Here is a 25,178-nt window from a genome sequence, read left to right on the forward strand (position 1 = left end):
GAGCAGGCGTGATGGCGCGGAGCCCCCCGGCTTTTCCTTCGCGCGTCCTCCAGGCACCATGGGGCTTCCGCTCCGGCCTTCCGAATGGCGAACGAGTCAGCCCAGGCACGTCATGCCCGGAAGCCTGCTCCCCAGGCTCCCCAATCCCCGGCTCCCACCCAGGAGCCCGCCGACCTCGTCGTGCGCTCGGTGTTGCCGGAGGATCTGCTGTCGGCGTTGGAGAGCGAGCGCCTTCTGTACCGCTGGGTGATGCTCAAGGGCGCCGAGGACGTGCGGCTGGAGGACGAGTCGATGCTCGGCCTCACCCCGAGGCCCGCCGCGGATGCCGGTTGGGGTGGAGGCCAGCTCATCGGCTTCCTCCCGGACGAGCGCAGATTCGTGGGGGAGATCGTCCACGTGGACCCCACGAATGGACGGGTCTTCCTCTCCACGCGCTCGCTGAGCCACATCCCGCCCGAGGTCATCTCCGCGGACCGGTGGGCCTTCCAGCCCTATGACTTCTCCGAGGCGCTCCTCTCGGCCTCGCGGGCCTACGACGCGCGTGGCTCCCGGGTGCGCGAGGCCCTGGACCGCGTCCGCGGCATCATCCCCGACGACGGAGCGGGCCCCTCGCCCGGGCCCGAGGACCTCTGGGAGAAGCCCTGGGCGCTCCTCTGGGGGCCTCCGGGCACGGGCAAGACGGAGACGGTGGCGCGGCTGCTCGCGCAGGCGATTCAGCGCAATCCCAAGGAGCGCATCCTCGCGGTGGCGCCCACCAACCGCGCCGCCGACACGCTCGCGCTGCGCGTGGCGCGCATGCTGTCCAAGGCCGGAGCCCTCCACGCACCGGACACCACGTGCCGCATCTTCCGGGGCGGCATCGGCGTGGGCCCCGAGCTGACGAACGCCTTCCCCGCCGTCCTCCAGGACTCGCGCTACCAGAAGCAGGCGGCGCGCATCGAGTACATGGAGGAGCGCGTGCGCCGCGAGTACCTCGAGGGCGCGCCTCCCTCGCGGCTGGCCACCGTGAAGGCGGAGCTGCGCAAGGTGCGCGACGGCCTCACGGACGAGACACTGTTCGTCGCCCGGGAGGGGCACGCCACCCTCATGGTGCTCACCGTGCACCGCGCGCTGCGGCTCGTCTCCGAGCTGGAGGGCGCCGAGCGTTTCGACCGGCTGGTGGTGGACGAGGCGGGCATGGTGTCGCGCGCGGCCGTGGGGCTGCTGGCGCCGATGGCGCGCAAGGTGCTGCTGGGCGGAGACCCGAAGCAGATCGGCCCGGTGAGCCAGGCGCTGGAGGGCGTGGAGCGGCCGGTGCAGACGTGGATGCGCAGCTCCCCGCTGTCGCACCTGGAGGACGCGAAGGCGGCGACGGAGTCCTCGCACGTGCTGCTCCTGCGGACGCAGCACCGCATGCACCCTCAAATCGGCTCCGTGGTGAGCCACTTCTGCTACGCGGGGATGCTGGAGGACGGCGAGGGCCCGCGCACCCGCCAGCCGAAGACGGTGGACGTGTACCCGGCGGCGCGCGCCTGCTGGGTGGTGCTGGACGAGGCCACGCGGGACGCTCGCCGCATCTGCCACGAGCGGGGCGAGTCCGGCCGGGGTTACCGGCGGCCCTTCTCCGCGGAGATGGTGGTGGCGCTGGCCGCGCCCGCGCTGAAGGCGGGGCTCAAGGTGCTGGCGGTGACGCCGTACCGGGCGCAGGCGGCGCTGCTGCGTGCGTTGGCACAGCAGAAGGGGTGGAGCGAGTCGCGCTTCCAGGCCTCCACCATCCACCGGCAGCAGGGCACCGAGTACGACGTCGTCGTGGTGGACACCGTGGCCGCCGGGCGTCCCTTCGCCCCGAGCGAGCTCACCCCCATGCTCAACGTGGCCGCCAGCCGCGCCCGCGAGTACCTCTTCGTCCTCTCCTCGCGCGCCGAGTCCGAGGCCGCCATTCCCTCGCAGCTCCTGGAGCTGCTGACGCCCGTGGCGCCCACCCTGGAGCCCCGCTTCTCGCTGCAGCCGCTGCTGGTGATGCCGGGCGTGCGCGCGCAGGCGGCCCGGCGGCCCGAGGCCCTCGGCCAGGAGATTGATTCGCTGCGGAGCATGGGGCCGCTCTTCACCCAGGAGCAGGTGGCTCTCTTCGAGCGCCGCTTCGACGACGGGCACCACCTGGTGCGCGGAGTGGCCGGCAGCGGGAAGACGTACGTGATGGCGCAGTGGGTGGCGCGCTACCTCGCCGAGCACCCCGACGCGCGGGTGCTGGTGTCCTTCTTCAACAAGGCGCTGACACCGCTGCTCTCGCGGCTGTTGGTGGCGGCCATGCGGCAGCGGCTCGGCAAGCGGGCGCCGCTGATGACACAGCGGGTGACGCTCATGCACGTGACGGGCACGGGCTCCTTCGCGCCGGAGAGCTTCGATGCCGTCTTCGTGGACGAGGCGCAGGACCTGAGCGCCCCGGAGCTCGCGCACCTGTACGCGCTGGCCCGTCCGCTCTCGCGCGGCGAGGGGCCCCGGCTCAAGGCCTTCCTGCTCTTCGCGGACGACTCGCAGAACGTGTACGGCAACAGCGCCGTGGAGGCCCTGCGCAAGGAGCTGCCGGACGGGCTCGACTTCACCGGCCGGGTGCGCGTGCTGCACGAGGCCTTCCGCTCCACGCGCCAGGTGTCCGAGCTGGCCTTCAACGTGGTGTTGGATCCGCTCGGGCTGCACCGGGTGGCCAACCCCGGCATGCGCGAGTTCATGCGTGCCCACGAGCTGCGCGAGCAGGGCCTGCTGGAGGAGCCGGTGCCGGGAGTGGATGGGCTGTACCGGCTGCAGGCCACCGAGCGCGAGGGCGTGGCGCCGGTGGTGAGGGCCTTCGACTCGGCGCAGGCGGAGGAGGCGTGGCTGGTGCGCGAGGTGAAGCGGCTGGGCCAGGAGGAGGGCGTGCGGCCCTCGGACGTGCTGGTGGTGGCGCCGGTGCGGCCGGCGCGGCTGGCCGAGGCCCTGGAGCGCGAGGGCCTGAAGGCGGTGGCCTTCGGCGGGCGCAACGGGCAGGACGTCTCGGGCTTCAGCGTGGGCAAGGTGGACTACTTCCGGGTGACGACGGCCTTCTCGTGCAAGGGGCACGAGAGCCCGGTGGTGTTCTTCTGCGGCGTGGACGCGCTGGACGACATGTCGTGGATGGAGGCCCGGCCGGGGCGCACCGAGCGAGAGCTGGAGCGCACGCGCCGCGCGCTTTTCTACGTGGGCGCCACGCGGGCCATGGTGCGCCAGTACGTGAGCGGGCTCTCCGGGGCCCGCTTCACCCGCGCCGCCCTGGAGTACGCGCGGGCGCTCGCCCGCGGCTCCCGGTGAGCCGGACAAGACCTGCCAGGTGCGGCTGGGTCATCCGCCCGGTTTCCAACCTGCTGGGTCCTACGATTTCGCCGCCCTCCGCGCTTCCGGCCCAACCTCCGAGGTTGGCGGGGTGTCCCCTGCAACCACCCCTCATGCCCCCATTGACCCCCCCGGGCCCGCCGGGTGAAATTGGAGGCATGAGCGACACCGAGGACACGCAGCAGTACAAGGTCGTGGTGAACCACGAGGAGCAGTACTCCATCTGGCCGGCCGATCGGGACAACGCCCCCGGCTGGAAGGACGCTGGCAAGTCGGGCACCAAGGCCGAGTGCCTCGAGCACATCAAGCAGGTGTGGACGGACATGCGTCCGCTCAGCCTGCGCAAGAAGATGGAGGAGGCGAAGGGCTCGTGAAGGGCCCGCTCCCGCTCACTTCGGAGCGGCCGGGCCCGACATCAGGAAGGCGCGCAGCCGCTCGGGCGGGCAGGGCTTGAGCAGCACGGTGACATGGGGCGGAATGATGTCCCGCGACGGGAACTGGGTGGTATGCAGGCCGCACAGCAGATGCGGGGTGCGGGCCCGGAGCGCCGCCAACAAGGACAGCCCGTCCATGCCCGGAAGGATATACGCGGCGATGACGACCGAGGGCGCTTCTTCCTCCGCCATCCGCAGCGCCTCTTCACCGCTCGTCGCCACGCGCTTGGTGCCGGGCATGTCCCGCAGGAGCCTGCGCAGCGCGGAGAGCTGCAGCGGATCCTCGTCGACGAAAAGGTAGGAGGGAAGGGCGTCCACGGTCATCCGGGACCTCCAGCAGCCGGTATGTAACGTGACGGGTCCTCGGACGGAGATACTACCCCAGTCGTCCTGGGAAACCAACCTCCCGAGTCATATTGCCACCGGTGAACCACTCGGGTCCCGGGACAATGGCAAAAAAGCTCGCAACCAGGTTGGGAGAGAGCGCTCGCGCAGCCCGGCAGCGCCTCAACCTTACACAGGAAGACGTGGCGGAGCGGATAGGCATCGCCACGGAGGTGTACGGGCGGCTGGAGCGAGGCAACATGCTTCCGAGCGTCCCCACCTTCCGCAAGCTGTGCGCCGTGCTCGCCCTTTCCGCGGACGAGGCCCTGGGCCTCACCACCGAGAACCCCATTCCCTGGACGCCTCCGCCTCCCTCCCCGGAGGTCAGTGAGCCCGCGGAGCTGCGCCGCCTGCTGCGGCGCGCCCGCCAGTTGGATCGCAACTCGCTCCGGGTGCTCAGCCTCGTGGCCGCGCACCTGGGGCAGAAGAACGGGTAGGGAAGGTGACTGTCTCACGGTGAGAGCCTCGCGCGCAGCCGCTTCGCCGATGGGAATCCATGGAAGAGCACCACCTGCGGGTGTGCCTCCAACAGCGCGCGTGCCTGGGCATCCTTCGCCAGCGCCCGATCCACCCCCAGCAGCAGTCCCGCATCCGGCCGCGAGCGCAGCTCCTCCATTCTCCTCGACAACGGGCCCGCATGCCACGCGTGGAACAATTCCAGCGCCACCTCGCGCCCCGTCTGTTTGTGACGGAACGTGAGATCCGGCACGCACAACCCGGCCGCTCCCATATGGCGGGGCAGGGGCAGCAGGTCCATCTCCCAGTCCTCGTCGTCGAAGCCCTCGGCCAGCGTGGCCACCTCGGGCGGAATGTGGCCCAGCGCCGTGCCGTGCGGTGACACCAGCGGATCCTTCTCGTCCAGCACCAGCGTCACCCGGCGCCGCGGGCTCTCCAGGGAGGCGGTGAGCTGCCAGTACTTCAGCACCGGCACCACGGACAGGAAGCTCGCCAGTTGCAGCCCGTATTTCTTCTGCAGCGCGAGCATGGCCCCGGGGCCCTCCACCTCCAGCAGCCAGTCCTCGCCCTCGCGCCGCACCTCGGCCACCAGCCGGCAGAACTTCAGCCAGCGCAGCACCTTGCGCACCCGCAGCAACTCCGGCGCCTTCGCCCGCAGCGTCAGCCGCCGCGCCTCGAAGAGGGGGCCCTGCGCCAGCGCCAGGTTGTAGCGATCCAGCAGCTCCGGGGCCGTCAGTGCCTCCCAGCCGTTCAGCCGGCGATGACCGGGAAGGTCGGCGTAGAGGGCCTCGCGCAGCTCCGGCAACGGGCGCGGGAAGGCCTCCGACAGCCGGGCTTCGTAGGTTTCCACCGTCGCGTCCGCGGGCAGCGAGCGCAGCACCCGGGCCGCCTCGCGGAAGGCCGCGGCGCGTGCCTCGGAGATGCCCTCCGAGGGCTCGTCGAAGAGCATCCGGTCCACCAGCAGCTTCACCAGCCCCCGCGCCACCTTGGGCCGCGTGTGCGCGCCGGCCCGGAGCGCGAGCGTCTCCTCCACCTCGTCGCGAGAGCGCCCGACGCCCGCCGCCACCTCGGCGATCGAGCTCCGTGGCGAGGGTGCGCAGCGCGGCGTCCTCCCGCTTCACGAAGGAGGGGCGCAGCTTCCCGTCACGCACGCGGAAGAGGAGCAGCTCGCGCGTCAGCACGCCTCGCCCTCCTCGTCCTGGTAGGCCCGGTGCTGGCGCCGCCGCTCGCTGATGGAGGCCTCGGCCGTCTGCGCCGAGCACACCTCGTACAGGAGCGCGCGCTTGCCCGGGCGCTGGCGGAGGATTCGTCCCAACCGCTGCACGTGCTCGCGCACGCTGCCACTGCCGCTGAGCACCACGCCCACCCGCGCCTCCGGTACGTCCACGCCCTCGTTGAGCACCCGCGAGGTGAGCAGCACCGGCAGCTCCCCGCTGGCGAAGGCGCCGAGCAGCGCCTTGCGCTCGGGCACGGGCGTGTGGTGCGTGAGCGCCGGCAGCAGCAGCCGCCGCGCCAGCGTGTACACCGTCTCGTTGTCGTCGGTGAAGACGATGACGCGGTCCTCGCGGTGCTCCAGGAGGATCCGCCACAGCACGTCCTGCTTCGCGCTCGAGGTGAGGGCGATGCGGCGCTGCTCCCGGTAGCCCCGGTACGCCGCGCGGCCCTCTTCCGTGCGCTGGCTCTCCGCGAGGAAGCGCGCCCAGCCCTCCGGCACGTCGAAGCGGATGCCCCGCTGGCGGATGAAGGCGAGGTAGCGCGCGCGGGCCTCGTCATGCCGCGCCTGCTCCCCGGGCGTGAGCGGCACCTCCACCCGGCGCACCTCGTACGGAGCCAGGTAGCGGCCCTGCAGCTCGCGGATGTCCGTGCGGTGCACCAGCGGCCCCAGCAGCTCCTCGCACACGCGCTCGCCGCCGTCGGTGCGCTCCAGCGTGGCGGTGAGGCCCAGCCGGTACGGCGCCAGCGAGCCCTCGGCGATGAAGCGGTAGCTGGGCGCGGGCAGGTGGTGGCACTCGTCGCAGATGAGGAAGCCGAAGCGGTTGCCGTGGAACTCCGTCTGCATCGCCGCCGAGTCGTACGTCGTTACCGTCAGCGGCTGCCGGTCACTCACCCCGCCGCCCAGCATCCCCACCGGCAGGCCCAGGTGCTTGGACAGCACGCCCTGCCACTGCGTCATCAAGTCGAGCGTGGGGACGACCACCAGGGTCGGCCGCTTCACCCGGGCGATGGCCAGCACCGCCAGCAGCGTCTTGCCCGCGCCCGTGGGCAGCTCCACCAGGCCCCGCCCACCCGCGCCGCTCCACGCCTCCAGCGCCGCCTTCTGGTGGGGGAAGGGCTCGATGGGCGTGGCCAGCGCCACCTCCAGCGGCTCGAAGCGCTTCGCCCGGTCCTCGTAGGGCTGGCCCAGCTCGCGCAGCCGCAGCACCACCTGCCGGTAGTGCCGCGCCGCGGCCCGGTACACCCCGGTGCGCGTGTCCCGCTGGAACACGGCGCGCAGGGCGTCGTCGTCCGGCAGCGTGGGCGCCACCAGGGTGCCGCAGTCGAAGTGGAGCTCGGTGGCCATCAGGTCGGGAACGGGGGAATAGGCGGGAGTAACCCGATCTCCGAGCCTACGCCAGAGTGTGACTTTCGAGGTTGGTTCAGTCTCGGTCCGCAGGATGCCCGGGGAGGAGCCTGACAGGGGCTTTACAGGCAGGGAGGCGCAACAATGTCCGGAATCGGACATTCCCGGCCCTTGCGCCTCGGGACGTCCAGGGTGTCCCTCCTGGCCCGCCGTCCGAGGTGGGGTGCGGGCGAGGCGGCGAGGGCCCGGACAACCCCTCACCGTCTCAGGTCATTCCCGGGAGAAGGATGCGTGGCGGGCCTTGGCTGAAGCGCCTACCCTTCCTTCATCTCCATGCGCCGCATCGTCATCCTCAGCCCGCATCGCCCCTCCCGGGAGTTGATCTCCCGCCTCCTGGCGGAGCCGGGCCTGTCCGTCATCGCCATGGCGGACGCGGACGAGGCCCTGGACTCCATCGCCGAAGAGGAGCCCGCCCTGGTGGTGGTGGACGCGCGCCGGCCGGACGAGGACCAGCCCTTGCTGCTGGGGTTGCTCAAGCGGCGCCACCCGCGCCAGCCGCTCATCACCCTGGTGCCGGGACGCCTGCGCGTCTTCGACGGCAGCGAGGAGCGCGTGCGCGACGTGCGCGACGGCTCGGCCGAGGGCCTCCACGTGCTGCTCAGCGAGCTGCAGCGGGCCACGCGCGACCTGTTGGCCCAGCACCTGCTGCGGATGCTCCGCCCGCCCACCGGCGAGGCCTGAGCCAGCACGCCGCCGGGGGCCCGTATCAGTGCAGCAGACCGTCGCCCGCGGCCGGGGCGGACTCACTGCGGGCCACCTTCAGCAGGGCGAGCTTCTCCAGGTGCTCGCGCTCCACGCGGGCGCCGGTGGTGGGCACGGTGAGGCCCTGCTCGGTCCACTCGGGCAGGAAGAGGAGGGCCTGGGCGTCGCCGGTGTAGCCGAGCTGGACGAGCTGCTCCGGCTCGAAGATGCGGCAGCGTTTGGCGCAGCAGGGGAAGGAGGAGAGGACGCGGTAGAGGCCCTCGGGAGGCAGGGGCTCGAGGTGCTCGGCCCAGGTGGCGTCCGGCAGCGGCGTGCCCCGCGCGTGCCAGCGAGCCCGGTTGGCTGCCCAGCCGCTGGGCAGGTAGAGGCCGGGGCCCGGATCCCCATGGTTGTGGAAGTAGACGAGCCGCCCCGCGGGGATGTGTGTGCCGAGCGCGCTGCGGGTGCGGTACAGGCCACAGGGTGGGAGGTTCATGGCCGGGTTGTAGTGCGGTTGGGAAAGGTTTTTCCCTCTCCACGGAGTTTTTTCCGGCCCCCGGAGCCCCCCTCCGAGTCCCGCCTCCGGGACGGTGGCTCAACCCCCTGGAATCACGAGGAGCGCGCCCGTGCGAGGGCGTCGGCACGGCATGTGCTCATGCCTCCCTGCGCAGGACGGGGCGGTGCTGCTGGACGGGGTGGGACGGGGTTGGGTGGGCGGTACCGTGGGGGGCCTCGCGACGGGGCGGTGGTGCGGGGGTTGGGGGCGGATGGACCGCCCGTCGCGGGGTAGGTGGGTGGGGAGGGCGAGGGGTCGCCCTGTGTGGAAGCCCGGCCGGGTCACACCGGCCGGGTGTTCGCATTGCGGGTGGCGAAGAAGGCCAGCACCTGGGCCTCGCCCCAGTAGGACGGGGACAAGGGGCTGCCCGCGACGAAGCCCACGTGGCCTCCGTGCTCGGTGACGGCGGCGTGCAGCACGGGGTTGGCCTCCACGTTCCTCGGGAGGGTGGAGGCGGGAATCATCGGGTCATCCTTGGCGCTCAGCAGCAGGGTGGGGCGGCGGATGGCGTGGAGACGCGGCCCCGAGGAGGCCTCGGCGTAGTAGTGGGAGGCGTCGCGGAAGCCGTGGAGCGGAGCGGTGACGGCGTCGTCGAAGCCGCGGATGGTGGTGGCGCGCTCCATGGCGGCGCCGTCGAAGACACCGGGGAAGCGGCGGAGCTTCTCGCGCGCCTTGCTCTTGAGGGTGCGCAGGAAGCGGCCGCGGTAGAGGCGCTGGAAGGGGCCGGGCCCGTCGAGCGTGTCGGCGCAGACGCCCAGGTTGAAGGGGGCGCTCACGGCGGCGGCGGCGTCCACGAACGAGTTCTCTCCCGTCTCCTCCATGAGCCGCAGCAGCACGTTGGCGCCCAGGGAGAAACCCACCGCGTAGATGGGGCCGGTGAGGCGTGCGCGCAGGTGCTTGAGCACGGAGAGCGCATCGCCGATGTCGCCCGAGTGGTAGGAGCGGGCGAGCCGGTTGGGCTCACCGCTGCAGGAGCGGAAGTTGATGGCGGTGGCACCCCAGCCGCGCTCGGCGGCGCCGCGGAGGATGGCGGTGATGTAGCCGGAGCGCGAGGAGCCCTCCAGGCCGTGGAGGGTGACGACGTGGGGGGCGCCCTGGGGGCCGTCGAAGGTGTCGAGATCGACGAAGTCCCCATCGGGCAGCTCCCAGCGCTCGCGCTTCAGGGGAGGCGCGTGCGTGGGGCGCACGAGCGAGGCGAAGATGGTCTGCGCGTGGGGCGAGGCGAGGCCGCGCGCGGGAGCGAAGGGCTCGGAGGGTTGGAAGGACACGGGCGGGGGGATATCACCCGCGGCGGGCCTTGCGCATGGAGGAACAGCCACGTGCCTGGGCGGACGCGGCCTCATCGGACAGCTCGAAGAGGGCGAGGTACTTGCCCACACGCTCCTCGAGGGTGGGGGCCTCGATGAGGCGGCAGACCTCGTCGGCCTGGTAGCTGCGGCAGACGTCCGGGCGCCGGTCATACACGGAGCAGAGGTTGTCGGCGGTGAGGTGGGGGCAGCGCACGCCCAGGGGCTTGTCGAGGGCGGCGATGTCCGGCGCCACGCAGCAGGCGCCACAGCGGGTGCATTCCATGGGCACGCTCAGCGCACGGCGTCGCCGGCCACGATGTCGGCCGAGCCGAAGTTGTTCACCTGGAGGGGGACGGACTGGCCCCTCTTCCAGGAGAGGAACTCGGCCTCGCTCTTCGGCTCGTGCACGTGCTCCTTGTCGCCGCCGTCGTCGTAGCCGATGTGCACGGCGTACTTCTCCTCGCGGCGCAGCCGGTCGTGCACTCCCGGGCGGAGCTCGGGCCAGCGGGGGGAGCTGTCGCGGCCGGACTCCACCTGGGTGTCCACCTGCTGCCAGACGTAGGTGTTGTAGGTGCAGCTCACGTCGAAGACGGGCTCGGAGCGGTAGCGCGTGCGCGTGTCGCAGTCCTGGTAGGACTTGCCGCAGTACTTGGGCTCGTCCCGGCAGGTCTCCTTCATGTAGCCGTTGGCCATCTTCTGGCGGGTGCACTTCTCGGTGGTGCCGCACTTCTCCTGGCGCGTCTTGGTGGTGCACACGCGCTCGGTGCCATCGGCCACCTGGCGGGTGCCGCGCTGGCGGGGGAAGCAGCCGCGGATGTTTTCCACGCCGGCCACCTCGCCCGAGCCACTCACGGGCATGCGGGGAGCGCGGGTGCTCAGCTCGCCGCGCCAGCCCTCGCGGGATACGCGCTGGAAGGTCTCCCGGTGCACGGTGCGCGTCCACTCGGTGGTGGTGACCTGGCCGGTGACGCCGTGGGTGCGCGAGCCCCAGAACATGCAGGTGCCGAAGAACGCGAGGATGCCGAGGCCCACGTAGAGCCACCTGCGGGAGCCCGGCTGCGCCGGCGCGGGAGGCGGGGCCTGGGGCTCGAGGGGCTCCTCGGACCCCTCGAAGAGGGCGCGCGAGGTGGAGGAGCGCTCGGCGCGGCAGTGGCGGCAGATGGGCGTGTCGCCGCGGTTGGAGGCGGAGCAGTAGTCGCAGAACCAGTCGGCGCCCGCGTTGGCGGCGGAGAGGGCCTTCTCGTCGGTGACGCCCTCGCGCAGGGACTTGCCGGTGGAGGCGTCCACGTCACCGAAGTCGAACTCGGACTCCTGGCCCGTCTCCTCGCGCGGGTTGTTGCAGCTCGGGCAGCTGCGGTGTCTCGCGAGGATGTCCCGGGTATCGCAGGAGGTGCAGTTCCACGTGCCCTCGATGAAGCGGGTGCGCTCGGCCATGGCCGCATCCTAGCGGTTTCTCACACCCAGAGCCCACGGGGGGCCGGGAGGAGGGGGGAGAGGGGCAGGCCGGGGCGCAGGGGCCGCACCATGGGCAGCGAGCCGTCCCGGGCCACGCGGGTGGCTCCCTCTCCCTGGAGGAGCGGAAGGAACGGGGCGTGGAAGGGCTCCTCCCAGAGGACCACGCGGGAAAGGCCGGAGCGCGAGGCCTCGCGCCGGGCGGCCTCGAGGAGGGCCCGGGCCTCCGAGGGAGCGCGCGCGTCGAGCATCAGCACCGTCAGCTCGGGGCTCCGGCCCACGAGTCCCCAGAGGATGGTGGACGCACCCGCGGTGGCTCCGAGGGAGGCGGGAAGGGCGCAACCGAGGTGCTCGACGTAGATGCGGCCACGCTCCAGGTGCCAGTCGAGCTGCGCCGGGGAGGGCCAGAAGAAGAAGGGCACCTCGGGCTGGCGCAGGCGGCCGAGGGCCGGGCCGAGCTCGTCCTCGCGCAGGAGCGAGTCCACGGACGCGGCGGGGTCGCCGGGAGCGGGGGACAGGTGCCAGTCCCAGGCGGGCAGCGCCTGGTAACCCGAGCGCGCGTAGATGCGGGGGCCCACGTCGGAGAAGAGGAGGGCGGCGTGGGCGCGGGGTTGGCGCTCCAGCTCGGCGGCGAGCAGGTCCATCAACCGGGTGGCGTACCCGTGGCCGCGCAGCCGCTCCTCGGTGAAGACGCTGGCGATGGCGAAGCTGTCGCCCGGGACGAGGGAGCCCCCGGCGTCGCGCAGGAAGCTGGAGGTGCGGAACGTCTCGCAGGAGGCGAGCACGCCGCCGTCCTCGCCGCACAGCAACCAGGTGCGCATGTCCGAGCGGGACCACGGGTGGGCGCGCAGACGTTGCTCCCGGGCGGCATAGCCCTCGGGGGAGAGCAGCTTGCCCCATTCGGAGTAGGTGAGCGCATCGCGCTGGACCCTCTGCTCATCGGTGGCGGCAACGAGGTGCATGCGTCGACTCCCTGTGGATGCCCGCAAAGGAAACGCGGCGCCGGGCAGTGAGCCGCGGCGCCGCGTGGGGGACGTCGTGGAGACGTGCCTACTTCGGGTTGGTGCCGGGCGCCTTCAGCCCACCACCGTAGCGGCCGGACTGGCCGGGCGTCGACACGGGCCACTCCTCCGGCGTGGAGTAGGAGGGCAGGGCGGGGCGGAAGCGGGTGCCGATGTCGAAGAGGGTGAAGACCAGCAGCAGCGCCACGAACAGCATGGAGGTGGCGAACACGATGCGGCTGGCGCCCTGATGCTCGGCCAGGTGCATGAAGTACAGCGCCACGAGGGCGCCCTTCACGGAGGCGATCACCAGCGCGAGCGCCAGTGCACCCCGCTTGATTTCCATGCTGCCGGTCCACACCGTGAGGACGGTGAGGGCCATCAGGGCTCCCCAGATGATGACGTACTTCAAGGGCCCGGAGTGGTGCTCCTGGCGCATCTCACGGTCTTCCTTGAACGACTCGTTGGCCATGGCGGACATGAGCGGGAGGCTCCGTTAGATGAGGTACAGCATGGGGAAGAGGAAGATCCACACCAGGTCGACGAGGTGCCAGTACATGCTGCCCAGCTCGACCGCGGTGTAGTTGTGGTAGCTGAACTCGTTCCTCATCGCCTTGAGGGTGACCCACGCCAGCACGATCATTCCGATGATGACGTGGAAGGCGTGCAGGCCCGTCGAGAGGAAGTAGATGGTGAAGTACGCCGACACACCCGGAGCGTTGAACTCCTTGTAGGCGTAGTACGGGCCGGGGAGCTGGAACTCGTGGAACTTGTGGGTGTACTCGAAGTACTTCACGACGAGGAAGCCCATCGCCATGAGAAGGGTGAGCACGAACATCAGCACCACCTTCTTGTTCTGCGCCTCCTTCGCGTAGTGCACCGCCATGGCGGCGGTGAACGACGAGGTGATGAGGAGCAGGGTGTTGAAGGTGCCCATGTTCAGATTGAGCAGCTTGCTGGCGCCGCGGAACGCATCCGGGAACAGGAAGCGGTAGTTCGCGTAGATGACGAACAGGCCCGCGAAGAGCAGGATTTCCGTGGCCAGGAACAGCCACATGCCGAGCCGGGCCGCGTGGTTCTGCACCTCGAGCGAGGCGAAGTGCGCGGCCACCTGGGGCCGGTGGGGCACGCCGGCCACGCCGGCGGTGGCGGTACTAGACTGCATCGGGCACCTCGGCCTTCTTGGGCTCCACGTAGAAGTGGGGCTCCTCGGAGTAGGTGGGCTGCGGGCCCACGAAGTTGTGGGTCGGAGGCGGAGACTCGGTCATCCACTCGTAGCCGCGGCTGCGCCACGGGTTGGAGGCGGCGCGGCGGCCGTACACCAGCCCGTACGTCAGGTAGATGGCGCTGATGAGGAAGCCGAACGCCAGCAGCGAGGCCCCGGCCGTGGAGGCCACGTTGAGCGTCTGGAAGCGCTCCGGGTACTCGTAGTAGCGCCGCGGCATGCCCGCGTTGCCCAGCAGGAACTGGGGGATGAAGGTGGCGTTGAAGCCCAGGATGATGAACGCTGCGGACACCAGGCCCCACCCCTCGTGGTAGCTCTTCCCGAACATCTTCGGGAACCAGTAGTGGAGGGCGGCCATGAAGGCCATGATGGTCGCGCCCACCATGATGAAGTGGAAGTGCGCCACCACGAAGTAGGTGTCGTGCCAGGGCACGTCCAGCGACGCCGTGGCGAAGGCCACGCCCGTCATGCCGCCGAACACGGTGAAGTAGAGGAAGCCGCAGAAGTAGGCGAAGGGCGTCTTGAAGTCGACCGCGCCCTTGTAGACGGTGCCCACCCAGTTGAAGACCTTGATGGCGGTGAACACGCCCACCAGCATCGTCAGCACCGCGAACACGCCCGCGTTGAACGTGGACTGGCCGGACACGAACATGTGGTGGCCCCACGCGAAGAAGCCCACGAAGGCGATGCCCAGCGACGAGAACGCCACCGCGCGGTAGCCGAAGATGTTCTTGCGGCTGAAGGTGGCCACCACCTCGGACATCACGCCGAAGGACGGCAGCACCATGATGTACACGGCGGGGTGCGAGTAGAACCAGAACAGGTGCTGGAAGAGCACCGGGTCTCCGCCCTGCGCCGGGTCGAAGATGCCGAACTGGAACAGGTGCTCACCCACCACCAGCAGCAGCACCAGGCCCAGCACCGGCGTGGCCAGCACCTGGATGCACGCCGTGGCGTACATGGCCCACACGAACAGCGGCATCTTGAACCACGTGATGCCGGGGGCCCGCATGGTGTGCGTGGTGACGATGAAGTTGAGGCCCGTGGCGATGGAGCTGAAGCCGATGATGAACGCGCCGAAGAGGATGGGCGCCACCGTCGTCGTCGTGTGCGTGCTGTACGGGGTGTAGAACGTCCAGCCCGTGTCCATGCCGCCGTTGATCATTCCCCAGATGGCGATGGCCGCGCCGATCAGCAGCAGATAGAGCGAGAGCAGGTTCAGCCTGGGGAAGGCCACGTCCTTGGCGCCCAGCATCAGCGGCAGCATGAAGTTGCCGAAGGCGCCCGGGATGGCCGGAATCATGAACAGGAAGATCATCACCACGCCGTGCATGGTGAAGGCGCGGTTGTACGTCATCGCGTCGATGATGGTCGGTCCCGGAGTCAGCAGCTCCAGCCGGACCACCAGCGCGTAGATGCCGCCAATGAGGAAGAAGAGCAGGACCCAGATGAGGTACATCACCCCGATGCGCTTGTGGTCGAGCGTCAGCAGCCACGACTTCAGCGTGGTGCCGTCGACCAGGTAGCTCGGGTGGTGCTCGTGATGCTCATCCGGCGCGGGAACGGCGCCCGGCTCGGCTGCGATGCTACTGGATGGGCTCATAGACAGGTCCTTGAGAAGCGTCGGTGCGGATGTCCGGAACGCGCAGGGTCTTGATGTACTCGACGATGGCCGCCGTCTGGGGCCCCGTCAGCTTGCCCTGGAAGGTGGGCATGACATTGGGGTAGCCGGCCACGAGGTGGGCACCCGGGTCCATCATCGACTGGGTGATCCACGCCTCGTCCACGCGGACATTGCGGCCGTTGTCCAGCGCCTCGGTGCGGCCGTACATGCCCAGGAAGGTGGGACCGATGTGCGGCTCGCCATTGACGGTGTGGCACTTGAAGCAGCCCACCTCGGCGGCCACCTTCTGGCCCTGCTCGGCCATGCGGGCCGGGTGCGGCTCCAGGCTCAGGTCCGCCAGCGCGTCCTGACGGTTCTGCAGCGCGCCCTTGCGCTGCTCCTTCACCCACTCGTCCCACTGCTCGGGCGAGAGCACGACGACCTCGCCCAGCATCTTGGAGTGGGACAGACCGCAGTACTCGGTGCACAGAATCTGGTACGTGCCCGGCTTGGTGGCCTCGAACCAGGTCTGCGTGTAGCGGCCCGGAATGGCATCCATCTTGATGCGGAAGGCCGGCACGAAGAAGGAGTGGAGCACGTCACGCGACGTGATGAGCAGGCGCACCGGGCGGTTGGCCGGCACGTGCAGCACGTTCACGCCGTTGGGGCCCTCCGGGTAGGAGAACTTCCACATCCACTGCTTGCCCATGACGTAGACGTCCATCGCGTCCTTGGGCGGAGTGGAGACGAACACGAAGTCCCGGAAGCCGATGACGAACCAGGTGAGGAAGAAGATGAGCGGCACCGAGACGAAGAGGAACTCCGTCTTCACCGACGGGACGACGTACTCCGTCGTCTGGTTCGGCTTGCGGCGGCGGTACCGGAAGAAGAAGAACACCGCCGCCGTGCCTACCGCGAGCGAGCTCAGCATCGTCACGGTGACGACGAAGTAGTGCAGGTTGTCCACCCGCTCCGCGAAGGTCGACGCCTGCTCCGGGAGGAACAGGATGTTGTTCAGCAACTCGTTCATGCTGCTGCGCCTTTCTTCAGCTCACGCCTCCAGTAGTAGGCGAGCATGGTAGCGAGCGCGCCAAAGACCATGAGCGCGCCTATCCGGAGGAATCCAAAGATGTAGAAGCCGTACCGCCGGGTGGCGGTGTCATACTTGAAGCAGGTGAGGACGATGCGGTCGAAGCTGGTGCCCACGCGGCCACCGGCCGCCTCGAGCAGGGCCAGCTTCATGTCCTTCGCGGGGAAGGACGTGCCGTACAGGTAGCGCGAGAGGGCCCCCTCGGGAGTGAGGACCATCAGCACGGCCGGGTGCACGTACTGCTGGGTGCCCGTGTCGTAGGCGTACTTGAAGCCCACCGTGTCCGCGAGCTGGCGGATGTTCTCCTCGGTGCCGGTGAGGAAGTGCCAGGGCGCCGTCTCCGGCAGTCCCATGGACTGAAGGTGCTTGCGGCGCCGCTCGTGGCTCTGCGCCGGCGTGTCCTTCGGGTCGATGCTCACCGTGACCGCTTCGTAGTCCTTGCCCAGCTCCAGCCCCAGCTCGCGCATGGTGCGGATCTGCTCGTTGATGACGAGGTTACAGAGCAGGGGGCAGTTGTAATACACGAGCGTCAGCAGCACCGGCCGGGTCCGCGGGAGCACGTCCCGCAGGCGCACCGGCTTGCCGGAGGCGTCGGTGAACTGAGCCTCCAGCGGAGCCAGGTCCCCGAGGTGCTCCTCCACGTCCACCCCGCGCACCTGCGGCGGGGCGTCCGACTGGGCGTCGATGATGCTCTTGGGCGTCTTGCCGCCACCCGGGAGGGCGGACGCCGACTGCCCGGCGCTCAGCGCCAGGAGCAGGGCCGCCATCGCGGCGCGGACAGTAAAGGAAGAGGAGGAGGAGGGGGTGTACATCGCGCTTCTTCTTCTACCGCGAACCTACGGCTGCTGGGGCGCGGGCTGCGGCGCCGGGGTGGGATTGGCGGGAGCCTGCTGCTGCTGACGGCCAGCCGCCTGCTCCGCGATGATCTGATCCATCGCCGTGGAGATGGTGGGACGGGCCACGACGCCCGGCTCGTCCCCCCAGCCGCTCTCCAGCGCCTTCTGCTGGGAGTCGATCTTCTGCTCGGCGTGCGTGTCCAGCTGGAACATGCGCTGGTTCACGATGCCGATCTCATAGGCCGTCTGGCCCTTCTCGTCCGGCGTGATGAGGACGGGGATGTTGGCCGCACCCTCGGGGGCGAACTCCCGCGTCGTCGCCACCTGGATGCGCCAGGCCCAGATACCACCGACGATGAAGATGACGAGGGAGATGACACCCACCTGGACGACCTTCCCGGTGATGATGTGGTCTTCCTCGGCCGCCACGCCATGCGCGCCACGGATGACGCGCGACTCGAGCTTCCGACTCGGTCTTCTTCATGGCTGCACGTACCTCAGGGACTCCGAGATGTAGGGATCCTTCACCGGCAGCGTGTACCGGCCCCGGGCCTGCCACATGGCCGCGGCCACCGACAGTCCGCCCACGCCGATGAAGGCGGTGACGAGCGTCCAGTGGAACGACGGGCCCGCCGGGGAGTACGCCGGCCAGATGAGCCAGTACATGTCCACCGCGTGCATGATGAGCAGGTAGACGGCCATGATGGCGAGCAGCCGCGGCTTGAGCTTCAGGTTGCGCGACAGCAGGATGAAGAAGGGCACCGCGAAGCCCATCACGAAGAGCGAGATGGACATCGGCCTCCAGCCGCCCTCGAGGCGCAGCTTGAACCAGCCGGCCTCCTCCGGGATGTTGGCGATCCAGATGAGGAGGAACTGGGAGAAGGCGATGTAGGCCCAGAAGGCCGTGAAGGCCAGCATGAGCTTACCCAGGTTGTGGTAGTGCGCCGTCGTCACCAGAGTCCCGTACTCGTCCTTGCCCTGGGCGTTCACCGTGGCGATCGTCAGCACGCAGAAGGCGGCCAGGAAGCTTCCGGCGAAGTAATAGACGCCAAAGATGGTGGACTGCCAGAGCGGCGTGAGCGTCATCAGCCAGTCGAAACCAGCAAAAGTAATGGTCAGCGCAAGGAACGGGAGGGCTCCGGGGGAGAAGCGCCGCTGCTTGACCGTGTACTCCAGCTCGCCGCCGGCATCCTGGGCCATGCTCCAGGTGCGGAGCCGCCAGGACACGAAGATCCACACCCCGAAGTAGATGGCCTGCCGGACATAGAGGAAGGGCAGGTTGAGGTAGGGCGCCTTGTGGTGCAGGTGGTGCAGCTCCACCGGGGTGAACGTCACGCCGTCGGTGCCGGGGAACACCCAGCCCTCACCGTGGTTCACCCAGGGGAAGATGTACTTCGCGCCGAGCAGAACGGGAATCACCAGCAGTGCGAACACGAACACGCTGGAGCCCATCGTCTCCATGGTGCGGCGCAGGATCGTGATCCACTTGGCCTTGGCGGTGTGGAAGATGGCCACCATGATGATGGAGGCCACCGAGATGCCCACCCAGTAGGTGAAGCCGAACAGGTAGCTGAACATCGTCGGCTGGGGCGCGGTGAAGAACCCCACGGCGGTCAGCACCAGGCCGAGGACGCCCACGGCACCGGCCATGGTCATCGTCTTCGAGCCGCCGTTGAAACGATCCACGGCAATCATCACCGGTTCTCCTGCGGAAGGGGCTGGCCGCCCACCTGCGTGTTGCGGGCGCGCTGCAGCGCACGGACGTAGGCCACGACGGCCCAGCGCTCCTGGGTGTTGAGCTCGCCCGAGAAGGACGGCATCACGCCGTACCCCTCGTTGATGGCGACATAGAAGTGACCGTCCGGCTTGTTGGCGATCTCCAGCAGGGACGGAGGCAGGCGCAGGGCCATGTTCTCGGCCACCACGCTGTTGCCGTCACCGAGCCGGCCATGGCACTGCGAGCAGACGATGTTGTACTTCTTCTGGCCCAGCTCGAGCACCTCGCGGTTGAGCTCGAGCGGGATGCCGGTGACGAGCGTGCCGTTGACCCGGCCCGTGCCGATGCCGGGGCTGCCCACCGGACGCTCACGCGGGATGGTGCCCTCGGGCGGGGTGCGCATGGCCATGCCATTCGCCCAGAACTCGCTCGTCTCGTAGTACTCGTACTTGGCCTGTGCCTCCATGCGCTGGAGGAACTCGGACGGGACGTTGCAGCCGGCCAGGGCGAGCCCGGCCGCGGGGATGAGCCACTTCATTCCTTCTCTCCCGTGACCACGGTCACATGGGTCGCGCCCAGGGTCGTGAGCTGACTCTTGATGTCATCGGCCTTCACGGTCGTCATCGCGGTGGGCACGCTCAGCCAGTAGCCGTGCGTGGACGCGCTGCGGAACTCCTCGCTCTCGAAGACCGGGTGGTACGGCTGGGGCAGGCGGCTGAGCCCCAGCAGACCGAAGAAGATACCGAACGCCGTCAGCAGCACCGCGAGCCTCGAAGGTGATGGGCACCCAGGCCGGAAGGCTGAAGGTCGGACGGCCACCCACGTTGAGCGGGTAGTCGATGGTGTTCATGTACGTCTGGAAGGCCAGCGCGGTGACGATGCCCGTCAGCGCGCCACCCAGGGCGATGAAGGGGACGCGCGAGGGCGGCAGGCCCAGCGCCTCGGACCCACCGTGCAGCGGGTAGGGCGAGTAGGTGTCCATGCCTTCGTAGCCCTTCTCCCGCATCTGCCGGGTGGCATCCACCAGGGCCTCGGGGGTGGCGAACTCGGCGAGCACCCAGCTATCCAGAACCTTGATTTCGGCGGACATGGGTCAGTGCGCTCCGTGGGTGAGGGTCCCGGCGGCGGCGGTCTCCGTGCCGTGGGCGCCGTGATGGGCGGCGTGCTTGAGCTCGAGCTGGAGCTCCTTCACCTCGCTCACCGCGACGGCGGGGACGAACTTGAGGAAGAGCAGGAACAGCGTGCTGAAGAGGCCCAGCGTGCCCACGTAGATGGACCAGTCCACCCAGGTCGGGCTGTACAGGTCCCACGAGGACGGCAGGAAGTCCTGCGTCAGCGACGTCACGATGATGATGAAGCGCTCGCACCACATGCCGATGTTCACCAGGATGGACGCCACCCACATGATGGGGATGCTGGTCCGGCACTTCTTGAACCAGAAGATGTTCGGCGTGATGACGTTGCAGGCGATCATCAGCCAGTAGACCCCGGCGTACGGACCGCGGGCGCGGTTCACGTAGAAGGTCCAGATCTCGAACTCGCTGCCGGAGTACCAGGCGATGAAGTGCTCCATCAGGTAGCCGTAGGAGACGATGAGACCCGTCGCCAGAATCACCTTGTTCATGTTCTCCAGGTGGCGGTCGGTGATGACGTCCCGGAGCTTGAGGTACTTGCGGGCGGGCACGATGAGGGTGATGACCATCGCGAAGCCGGAGAACACGGCGCCGGCCACGAAGTAGGGCGGGAAGATGGTGGCGTGCCAGCCGGGGATGAGCGAGGTGGCGAAGTCGAAGGACACGATCGTGTGCACGCTGACCACGAGCGGGGTGGAGATACCGGCCAGCAGCAGGTAGCCGATCTTGTAGTTGTGCCAGTGGCGGCCGGAGCCGCGCCAGCCGAGGGCGAAGAGGCCGTAGATGGTGCGCTGCAGCTTGCCCTTGGACGAGTCACGCAGGGCCGCCAGGTCGGGGATGAGACCCACGTACCAGAAGAGGGCGGACACGGTGAGGTACGTGGAGATGGCGAACACGTCCCACACGAGCGGCGAGCGGAACTGCGGCCAGGCGCCCAGGGTGGAGGGGTAGGGGAAGAGCCAGAAGGCGAACCAGGGACGGCCCGTGTGCAGCAGCGGGAAGAGACCCGCGCAGCACACGGCGAAGAGCGTCATGGCCTCGGCGAAGCGGTTGATGCTCGTGCGCCACTTCTGCTGGAAGAGCAGGAGGATGGCGGAGATGAGCGTACCGGCGTGGCCGATACCGACCCACCAGACGAAGTTGACGATGTCGAACGCCCAGCCGTTGGGCTGGTTGTTGCCCCACATGCCGATGCCGCGGGCCAGGGTGACGGTCACACCCACGACCAGCAGGCCGAGCGCGGCGAGCGCCAGGCCGAACAGCATGAACCAGCCCTTACCGGGCTTGGCCCACACATGGTCGAGCAGGGTCTCGTTGAGGGACTTGTCGTCGTGGTGCGGCGCGACGAGGAGCCGCGGCTCGAGCGGATCGAGCGAAGCGGCGGTATGAGCAGCAGCGGTCTCGGCCATGGCTCAGTGGCCTCCTTCGGGCGTGCCACCGGCGGGCTGGGCGGACGCGAGGGCGGGATTGGGGTTGCGCAGGCGGATGAGGTGGGCGGTGCGCGGCTTGGTGCCCAGCTCGTTCAGCAGCTTGTAGGCGCGCTCGTCGTTGTGGTGCTTCGTCACCTGGGCGTTGGGATCGCTCAGGGTGCCGAACACGATGGCCTCGGTGGGGCACGTCTGCTGGCAGGCGGTCTGCAGCTCCTTCTCGAAGATGGGCCGCTTCTCGACGCGCGCCTTGATGCGGACGCGCTCGATGCGCTGCACGCAGTAGGTGCACTTCTCCATGACGCCGCGGTTACGCACCGTGACGTCCGGGTTCATCATCATCTTCTGCGTGGGCGTCTTGTCCGCGGTGTAGTGCAGGTAGTTGAAGCGGCGGACCTTGTACGGGCAGTTGTTGGAGCAGTACCGCGTACCGACGCAGCGGTTGTACACCATGTCGTTGAGGCCCTCGTCCGAGTGGACGGTGGCGTTCACCGGGCACACGTACTCGCAGGGGGCCTTCTCGCAGTGCACGCAGGCGACGGGCTGCATGACCATCTCCGGGTCGTGCAGCTCCTGGCCGGAGAAGTAGCGGTCGATGCGCAGCCACTGCATCTCACGGCTGCGCGACACCTGCTCCTTGCCCACGACGGGGATGTTGTTCTCCGACTGGCAGGCCACCACGCACGCGGCGCAGCCGGTGCAGCGGGAGAGGTCGATGGCCATCGCCCACTTGTAGTCCTCGTACTTGAAGTCGGGGAGGAGGTTGACCTTGTCGACGTCGCCACGGACGCGGGCCAGCAGGGGGCTGTCGTTGTTCTTCTCCTTCGCCTGCTCCTGGCGGAACTGCTCCACCGGCATGTCGAGGGCGATGGGACGGCCCTCCGTGCGCCAGTGGCTCTGCGTCAGGGCGAACTTGTGGGTGGCCTTCACCTTCTCCAGCGTCACGCCGCCCTCGAACCAGGGCGCGTCGGAGTAGCGCACCAGGTTGGCGTTGAAGCCGATCTCCTTGGCCACCGTCTCGTGGATGCCCGTGCGGCCGTAGCCCAGCGGCAGCACCACCACGCCGTCGGCGATGCCGGGGATGATCCACACCGGCACCTCGAGCGAGGCGCCACGGTTGGTGAGCTTGACCACGTCACCGGGCTGCAGCTTCTCCGCGTCGGCGGTGGCCGGGCTGACGTAGGCCGCGTTGTCCCAGGTGATCTTCGAGATGGGATCCGGCAGCTCCTGCAGCCAGGACATGTTGGCGAACTGGCCGTCGTAGACCTTGTAGTCCGTGACGAAGTTCACCTCGAGGCCGCCGGTGGTGGGCGGGGTGTAGGCGTCCACGAGCGCGCGGGCGGCGTCCAGGTTGGCGGTGGCGGTGACGGCCGCCGAGGCGGTGTCGGGGACGATGCCCACGGACACCCACGTCTCCCAGGCCGTCTCGAAGTCGGCGATGGCCGCGGAACGGCCGCGCCAGAAGTCGCGGACGATCTGGTAGCTGGTGCGGTACGGCTCACCCAGGAAGAGGGCGAGCAGCTCCGCGGTGGGCACGCCGTTGTAGAGGGGCTGGATGAGCGGCTGCACGACGGACACCGTGCCGTCGATGGAGCGGCCATCGCTCCAGGCCTCCAGCTCGTGCGCGGCCGGGATGAACCAGTCGGCGTACGCGCTCGTCTCGTCCTCGAAGAGCGAGGTGTAGACGACGGTGAGCTTGCCGCGGTTGGGGTGGTTCGTGCCCAGCACCTTCTGGAGCTCCAGGTCCACCGGGGCGCGGTAGACGGGGTTCCACGAGGTGATGACGAGCAGGTCCACGGCGCCGCTGTTCAGCTCCTGCACCAGCGAGCGGAGGGCGGCGTCACCGGTGTTCTCGGCGGTGGTGGGCGCCACGTAGCGCACCGTCTGGCCCACGTTGCCGAGCGCCGAGTTGAGGGCGGCGGCCAGGGCGTGCACCGCGGCGGGCTGACGCTCGCCGGGCACCACCACGCAGCGGCCGGCGGCGGCCGTCAGGTCGGCGGCGACGGCGTCCACCCACTTCTGGTGGTTGGTGTTGAGCTGGGCCTTCGCGGCGGCGGCGGCGCCCAGACCCTCGGCCCCACGGCCCACGCGCGAGGCGAGGGCGGCGGCGATGGCGAGCACTTCCTGGGACTTCGCGCGCAGACGGTGGTCCGCCATGCCGCCGGTGATGGTGAAGCGCGGCTCGGCGACGTAGAGGCGGTTGAGGTTGCCCTCGGCCGGGTCACGCCGGCGCGCGAAGGCGCGGGCGTAGGCCAGGTTGGCCGGGCGGCTCTCCAGGAAGTCCGCGTCGAGGGAGACGACGACGTCCGCCTGGGAGAAGTCGTACACCGCGGTGGCCGGGGTGCCGAACACCGCGCGGTTGCCCTCGCTGGCCGGATCCTGGGTGACGGAGGTGTAGCTGATGAACTTCGCGTTGGGCAGGCGCTGCTGGACGCGCGAGCGCAGGTCCCCGAGCACCGGCGAGGTGTTCGGCTCGGTGAGGAAGCGCACGCGCGCTCCACCGTTCTCCTGGGCCGCCCGGGCGATGACCGTGCCGATCTGCTCACCGAAGGTGCGCAGCGAGCGCGGGTTCTTGCCCTGGCGCAGCACGCGGGCGCGCTGCGGGTCGTACAGCGACATCAGGAAGGCCTGCTCGAAGGGACCGGCGGCGCCCAGGTTCACCGGGTGCTGCGGGTTGCCTTCCACCTTGATGGGGCGGCCCTCACGCGTGGTGACGAGGAGGCCGGAGGTGTGGCCGCCGAACGTCATGCCCGTGGCGTAGTGCAGGGGGTTGCCCGGCACCATCTCGGGAGGCGTGCGGGTGTAGGGCACCAGGCGCTCGTCCACCGGACGGGTGGAGCAGGCGGTGGCACCGGCCAGCGCCAGCGAGGCGCCCAGCAGCTGCATGAACTCGCGGCGGGCCACGCCGGTGGGCGCCAGGTCCGCGCCCGTGGGGAACTCGGGGCGGGTCTCCTCGAGGTACTCGGACTGGCCGAGCCGCTCCTCGAGGCTGCGCCAGTACGTCTTTCCGTAGGCGCCCTCGGACGTCACGGCGTGCGCGGCGGCGTGATCCAACGCCTCTGCCACGACGTCATGAGAGTGGTCGTGATCGTGTGCGGCCTCGGCCTTGTCGGAGACGACCGGCAGGGCGAAGGAGGTAGGGGTGTCCTTCATGGGGGCTCCGTCGAGCTTGGGCTTCAGCGGTGGCATGTGGAGCAGCTCGTGCGCGCGTGAACGTCGTACTCTTGCGCCAGCGTGTCGGCGAGCCTGGTGGCCTCGGCGGGGTCGGCCGGCGGCTGCCAGGTCATGCTGGTGATGAACTCCTGCGGGCGCAGGTTGGGCTTCGGGTTGCGGTGGCAGTCCAGGCACCACTGCATGGTGAGCGTCTGGTACTGCTCGATGGCGGCCATCTGGTCCACACGGCCGTGGCAGGTGACGCAGCCGACGCCCTTGGCCACGTGGATGGCGTGGTTGAAGTAGACGAAGTCGGGCAGGTTGTGGACGCGCACCCAGGGGATGGGCTGGTCCGTGAAGTACGCCTGCCGCACCAGCGCCAGGTACGGGCTCTTGTTCCACACCTGCGCGTGGCAGGACATGCACACGGTGGTGGAGGGGATGCCCGCCGACGGCGACTTCTCCACGGAGAAGTGGCAGTAGCGGCAGTCGATCTGCTCGTCACCGGCGTGGTGCCGGTGATCGAATTCGATCGGCTGCTCGATGGGCTGGTTCTGGTTGGTGACGAACGGGGAACGCACGTACGCCATCAGACCGCCCAGCGCGATCGCGGGGATTGCAAGAAGCGCCGCGGCCGAGGCTCGCGACACCGTGTTCGTCCAGCGTGGGAAGAGAGGACCGCTCATATCCAGGACCGGGGGCTAGTCATTGGGCAGCTCCAGAGGACGCAACCGGGAGGACGGTGCGGCCGGACCGGAGACAGCGCAGGGAGACTGGAACAAGAAGCTCATGCACGG

At 69.4% G+C, this 25,178-nt stretch carries 23 protein-coding genes and 2 pseudogenes; 4 read left to right on the forward strand and 21 right to left on the reverse strand.

Going from position 1 to position 25,178, the window contains the following annotated elements:
• Nucleotides 1-180: 180 nt before the first annotated feature.
• Complete coding sequence (locus tag ACN28I_RS38495; protein WP_420946873.1) at nt 181-3,303, forward strand: AAA domain-containing protein; 3,123 nt, start codon at nt 181-183, stop codon at nt 3,301-3,303.
• 179 nt (nt 3,304-3,482) lie between these two features.
• Nucleotides 3,483-3,698: an MbtH family protein gene (locus tag ACN28I_RS38500; protein ID WP_420946874.1), complete on the forward strand. Its 216-nt coding sequence runs from the start codon at nt 3,483-3,485 to the stop codon at nt 3,696-3,698.
• A 15-nt stretch (nt 3,699-3,713) separates the two neighbouring features.
• Here ACN28I_RS38500 and ACN28I_RS38505 read toward each other — a convergent pair whose 3' ends face one another.
• Nucleotides 3,714-4,082, reverse strand: coding sequence for a response regulator (locus ACN28I_RS38505; protein ID WP_420946875.1), 369 nt, complete (start codon nt 4,080-4,082; stop codon nt 3,714-3,716).
• Between the two features lie 203 nt (nt 4,083-4,285).
• On the opposite strand from ACN28I_RS38505, the gene ACN28I_RS38510 reads away from it, so the two are divergent.
• Entirely contained in the window at nt 4,286-4,579 is a 294-nt protein-coding gene (locus ACN28I_RS38510) for a helix-turn-helix transcriptional regulator (protein WP_420946876.1), read from the forward strand.
• 14 nt (nt 4,580-4,593) lie between these two features.
• Here the strand turns inward: ACN28I_RS38510 and ACN28I_RS38515 are convergent.
• A pseudogene (locus ACN28I_RS38515) lies at nt 4,594-5,779 on the reverse strand (DUF790 family protein).
• Nucleotides 5,773-7,158, reverse strand: coding sequence for a DEAD/DEAH box helicase family protein (locus ACN28I_RS38520; protein WP_420946877.1), 1,386 nt, complete (start codon nt 7,156-7,158; stop codon nt 5,773-5,775). The pseudogene ACN28I_RS38515 and the gene ACN28I_RS38520 overlap by 7 nt, the downstream one beginning before the upstream one ends.
• 333 nt (nt 7,159-7,491) lie before the next feature.
• Between ACN28I_RS38520 and ACN28I_RS38525 the strand changes: the two genes are divergently transcribed.
• Complete coding sequence (locus ACN28I_RS38525; protein WP_420946878.1) at nt 7,492-7,899, forward strand: DNA-binding response regulator; 408 nt, start codon at nt 7,492-7,494, stop codon at nt 7,897-7,899.
• A gap of 25 nt (nt 7,900-7,924) precedes the next feature.
• Here ACN28I_RS38525 and ACN28I_RS38530 read toward each other — a convergent pair whose 3' ends face one another.
• The 18 genes and pseudogenes from ACN28I_RS38530 to ACN28I_RS38615 form a co-directional block, all read right to left on the reverse strand.
• The gene (locus ACN28I_RS38530; RefSeq protein ID WP_420946879.1) at nt 7,925-8,395 is read right to left on the reverse strand and encodes a hypothetical protein; all 471 of its coding nucleotides are present in this window, start codon (nt 8,393-8,395) and stop codon (nt 7,925-7,927) included.
• Nucleotides 8,396-8,736: 341 nt separating this feature from the next.
• Nucleotides 8,737-9,723 (reverse strand): hydrolase, encoded by a 987-nt coding sequence (locus ACN28I_RS38535; protein WP_420946880.1) that lies wholly within the window; start codon nt 9,721-9,723, stop codon nt 8,737-8,739.
• A 13-nt stretch (nt 9,724-9,736) separates the two neighbouring features.
• Nucleotides 9,737-10,027 (reverse strand): YkgJ family cysteine cluster protein, encoded by a 291-nt coding sequence (locus tag ACN28I_RS38540; RefSeq protein WP_420946881.1) that lies wholly within the window; start codon nt 10,025-10,027, stop codon nt 9,737-9,739.
• Between the two features lie 8 nt (nt 10,028-10,035).
• A complete protein-coding gene (locus tag ACN28I_RS38545) occupies nt 10,036-11,178 on the reverse strand; it encodes a hypothetical protein (protein WP_420946882.1) in 1,143 nt (380 codons plus the stop codon).
• Between the two features lie 20 nt (nt 11,179-11,198).
• On the reverse strand, nt 11,199-12,158 hold the full coding sequence (locus ACN28I_RS38550) for a GNAT family N-acetyltransferase (RefSeq protein ID WP_420946883.1): 960 nt from the start codon (nt 12,156-12,158) through the stop codon (nt 11,199-11,201).
• Between the two features lie 88 nt (nt 12,159-12,246).
• Complete coding sequence (locus tag ACN28I_RS38555; protein WP_420946884.1) at nt 12,247-12,678, reverse strand: cytochrome C oxidase subunit IV family protein; 432 nt, start codon at nt 12,676-12,678, stop codon at nt 12,247-12,249.
• Nucleotides 12,679-12,693: 15 nt separating this feature from the next.
• The gene (locus ACN28I_RS38560) at nt 12,694-13,362 is read right to left on the reverse strand and encodes a cytochrome c oxidase subunit 3 family protein (protein ID WP_420946885.1); all 669 of its coding nucleotides are present in this window, start codon (nt 13,360-13,362) and stop codon (nt 12,694-12,696) included.
• Nucleotides 13,352-15,025, reverse strand: coding sequence for a cbb3-type cytochrome c oxidase subunit I (locus tag ACN28I_RS38565; RefSeq protein WP_420946886.1), 1,674 nt, complete (start codon nt 15,023-15,025; stop codon nt 13,352-13,354). Before ACN28I_RS38565 ends, ACN28I_RS38560 begins: the two co-directional genes overlap by 11 nt.
• The gene (coxB, locus tag ACN28I_RS38570; protein ID WP_420946887.1) at nt 15,009-16,055 is read right to left on the reverse strand and encodes a cytochrome c oxidase subunit II; all 1,047 of its coding nucleotides are present in this window, start codon (nt 16,053-16,055) and stop codon (nt 15,009-15,011) included. The genes ACN28I_RS38565 and coxB overlap by 17 nt, the downstream gene beginning before the upstream one ends.
• A complete protein-coding gene (locus ACN28I_RS38575; protein WP_420946888.1) occupies nt 16,052-16,882 on the reverse strand; it encodes an SCO family protein in 831 nt (276 codons plus the stop codon). The genes coxB and ACN28I_RS38575 overlap by 4 nt, the downstream gene beginning before the upstream one ends.
• Nucleotides 16,883-16,951: 69 nt before the next feature.
• A complete protein-coding gene (locus ACN28I_RS38580; RefSeq protein WP_420946889.1) occupies nt 16,952-17,380 on the reverse strand; it encodes a hypothetical protein in 429 nt (142 codons plus the stop codon).
• A 51-nt stretch (nt 17,381-17,431) separates the two neighbouring features.
• On the reverse strand, nt 17,432-18,646 hold the full coding sequence (locus ACN28I_RS38585; RefSeq protein WP_420946890.1) for a hypothetical protein: 1,215 nt from the start codon (nt 18,644-18,646) through the stop codon (nt 17,432-17,434).
• Nucleotides 18,646-19,206, reverse strand: a complete 561-nt coding sequence (locus ACN28I_RS38590) for a c-type cytochrome (protein ID WP_420946891.1) — start codon at nt 19,204-19,206, stop codon at nt 18,646-18,648. The genes ACN28I_RS38585 and ACN28I_RS38590 overlap by 1 nt, the downstream gene beginning before the upstream one ends.
• Nucleotides 19,203-19,487 (reverse strand): quinol:electron acceptor oxidoreductase subunit ActD, encoded by a 285-nt coding sequence (locus tag ACN28I_RS38595; RefSeq protein ID WP_420946892.1) that lies wholly within the window; start codon nt 19,485-19,487, stop codon nt 19,203-19,205. The genes ACN28I_RS38590 and ACN28I_RS38595 overlap by 4 nt, the downstream gene beginning before the upstream one ends.
• 7 nt (nt 19,488-19,494) lie before the next feature.
• A pseudogene (locus ACN28I_RS38600) lies at nt 19,495-19,758 on the reverse strand (DUF3341 domain-containing protein); the annotation flags it as partial.
• 3 nt (nt 19,759-19,761) lie between these two features.
• A complete protein-coding gene (gene nrfD / locus ACN28I_RS38605) occupies nt 19,762-21,210 on the reverse strand; it encodes an NrfD/PsrC family molybdoenzyme membrane anchor subunit (RefSeq protein ID WP_420946893.1) in 1,449 nt (482 codons plus the stop codon).
• Nucleotides 21,211-21,213: 3 nt separating this feature from the next.
• Nucleotides 21,214-24,408 carry a TAT-variant-translocated molybdopterin oxidoreductase gene (locus tag ACN28I_RS38610; RefSeq protein WP_420948797.1) on the reverse strand — a complete coding sequence of 1,065 codons (3,195 nt, stop codon included), beginning with the start codon at nt 24,406-24,408 and terminating at the stop codon, nt 21,214-21,216.
• Nucleotides 24,405-25,067 carry a cytochrome c3 family protein gene (locus ACN28I_RS38615; RefSeq protein ID WP_420946894.1) on the reverse strand — a complete coding sequence of 221 codons (663 nt, stop codon included), beginning with the start codon at nt 25,065-25,067 and terminating at the stop codon, nt 24,405-24,407. The genes ACN28I_RS38610 and ACN28I_RS38615 overlap by 4 nt, the downstream gene beginning before the upstream one ends.
• Nucleotides 25,068-25,178 lie beyond the last annotated feature (111 nt).

This window comes from Archangium gephyra (assembly GCF_049060025.1).
Taxonomy (GTDB): domain Bacteria; phylum Myxococcota; class Myxococcia; order Myxococcales; family Myxococcaceae; genus Archangium; species Archangium gephyra_A.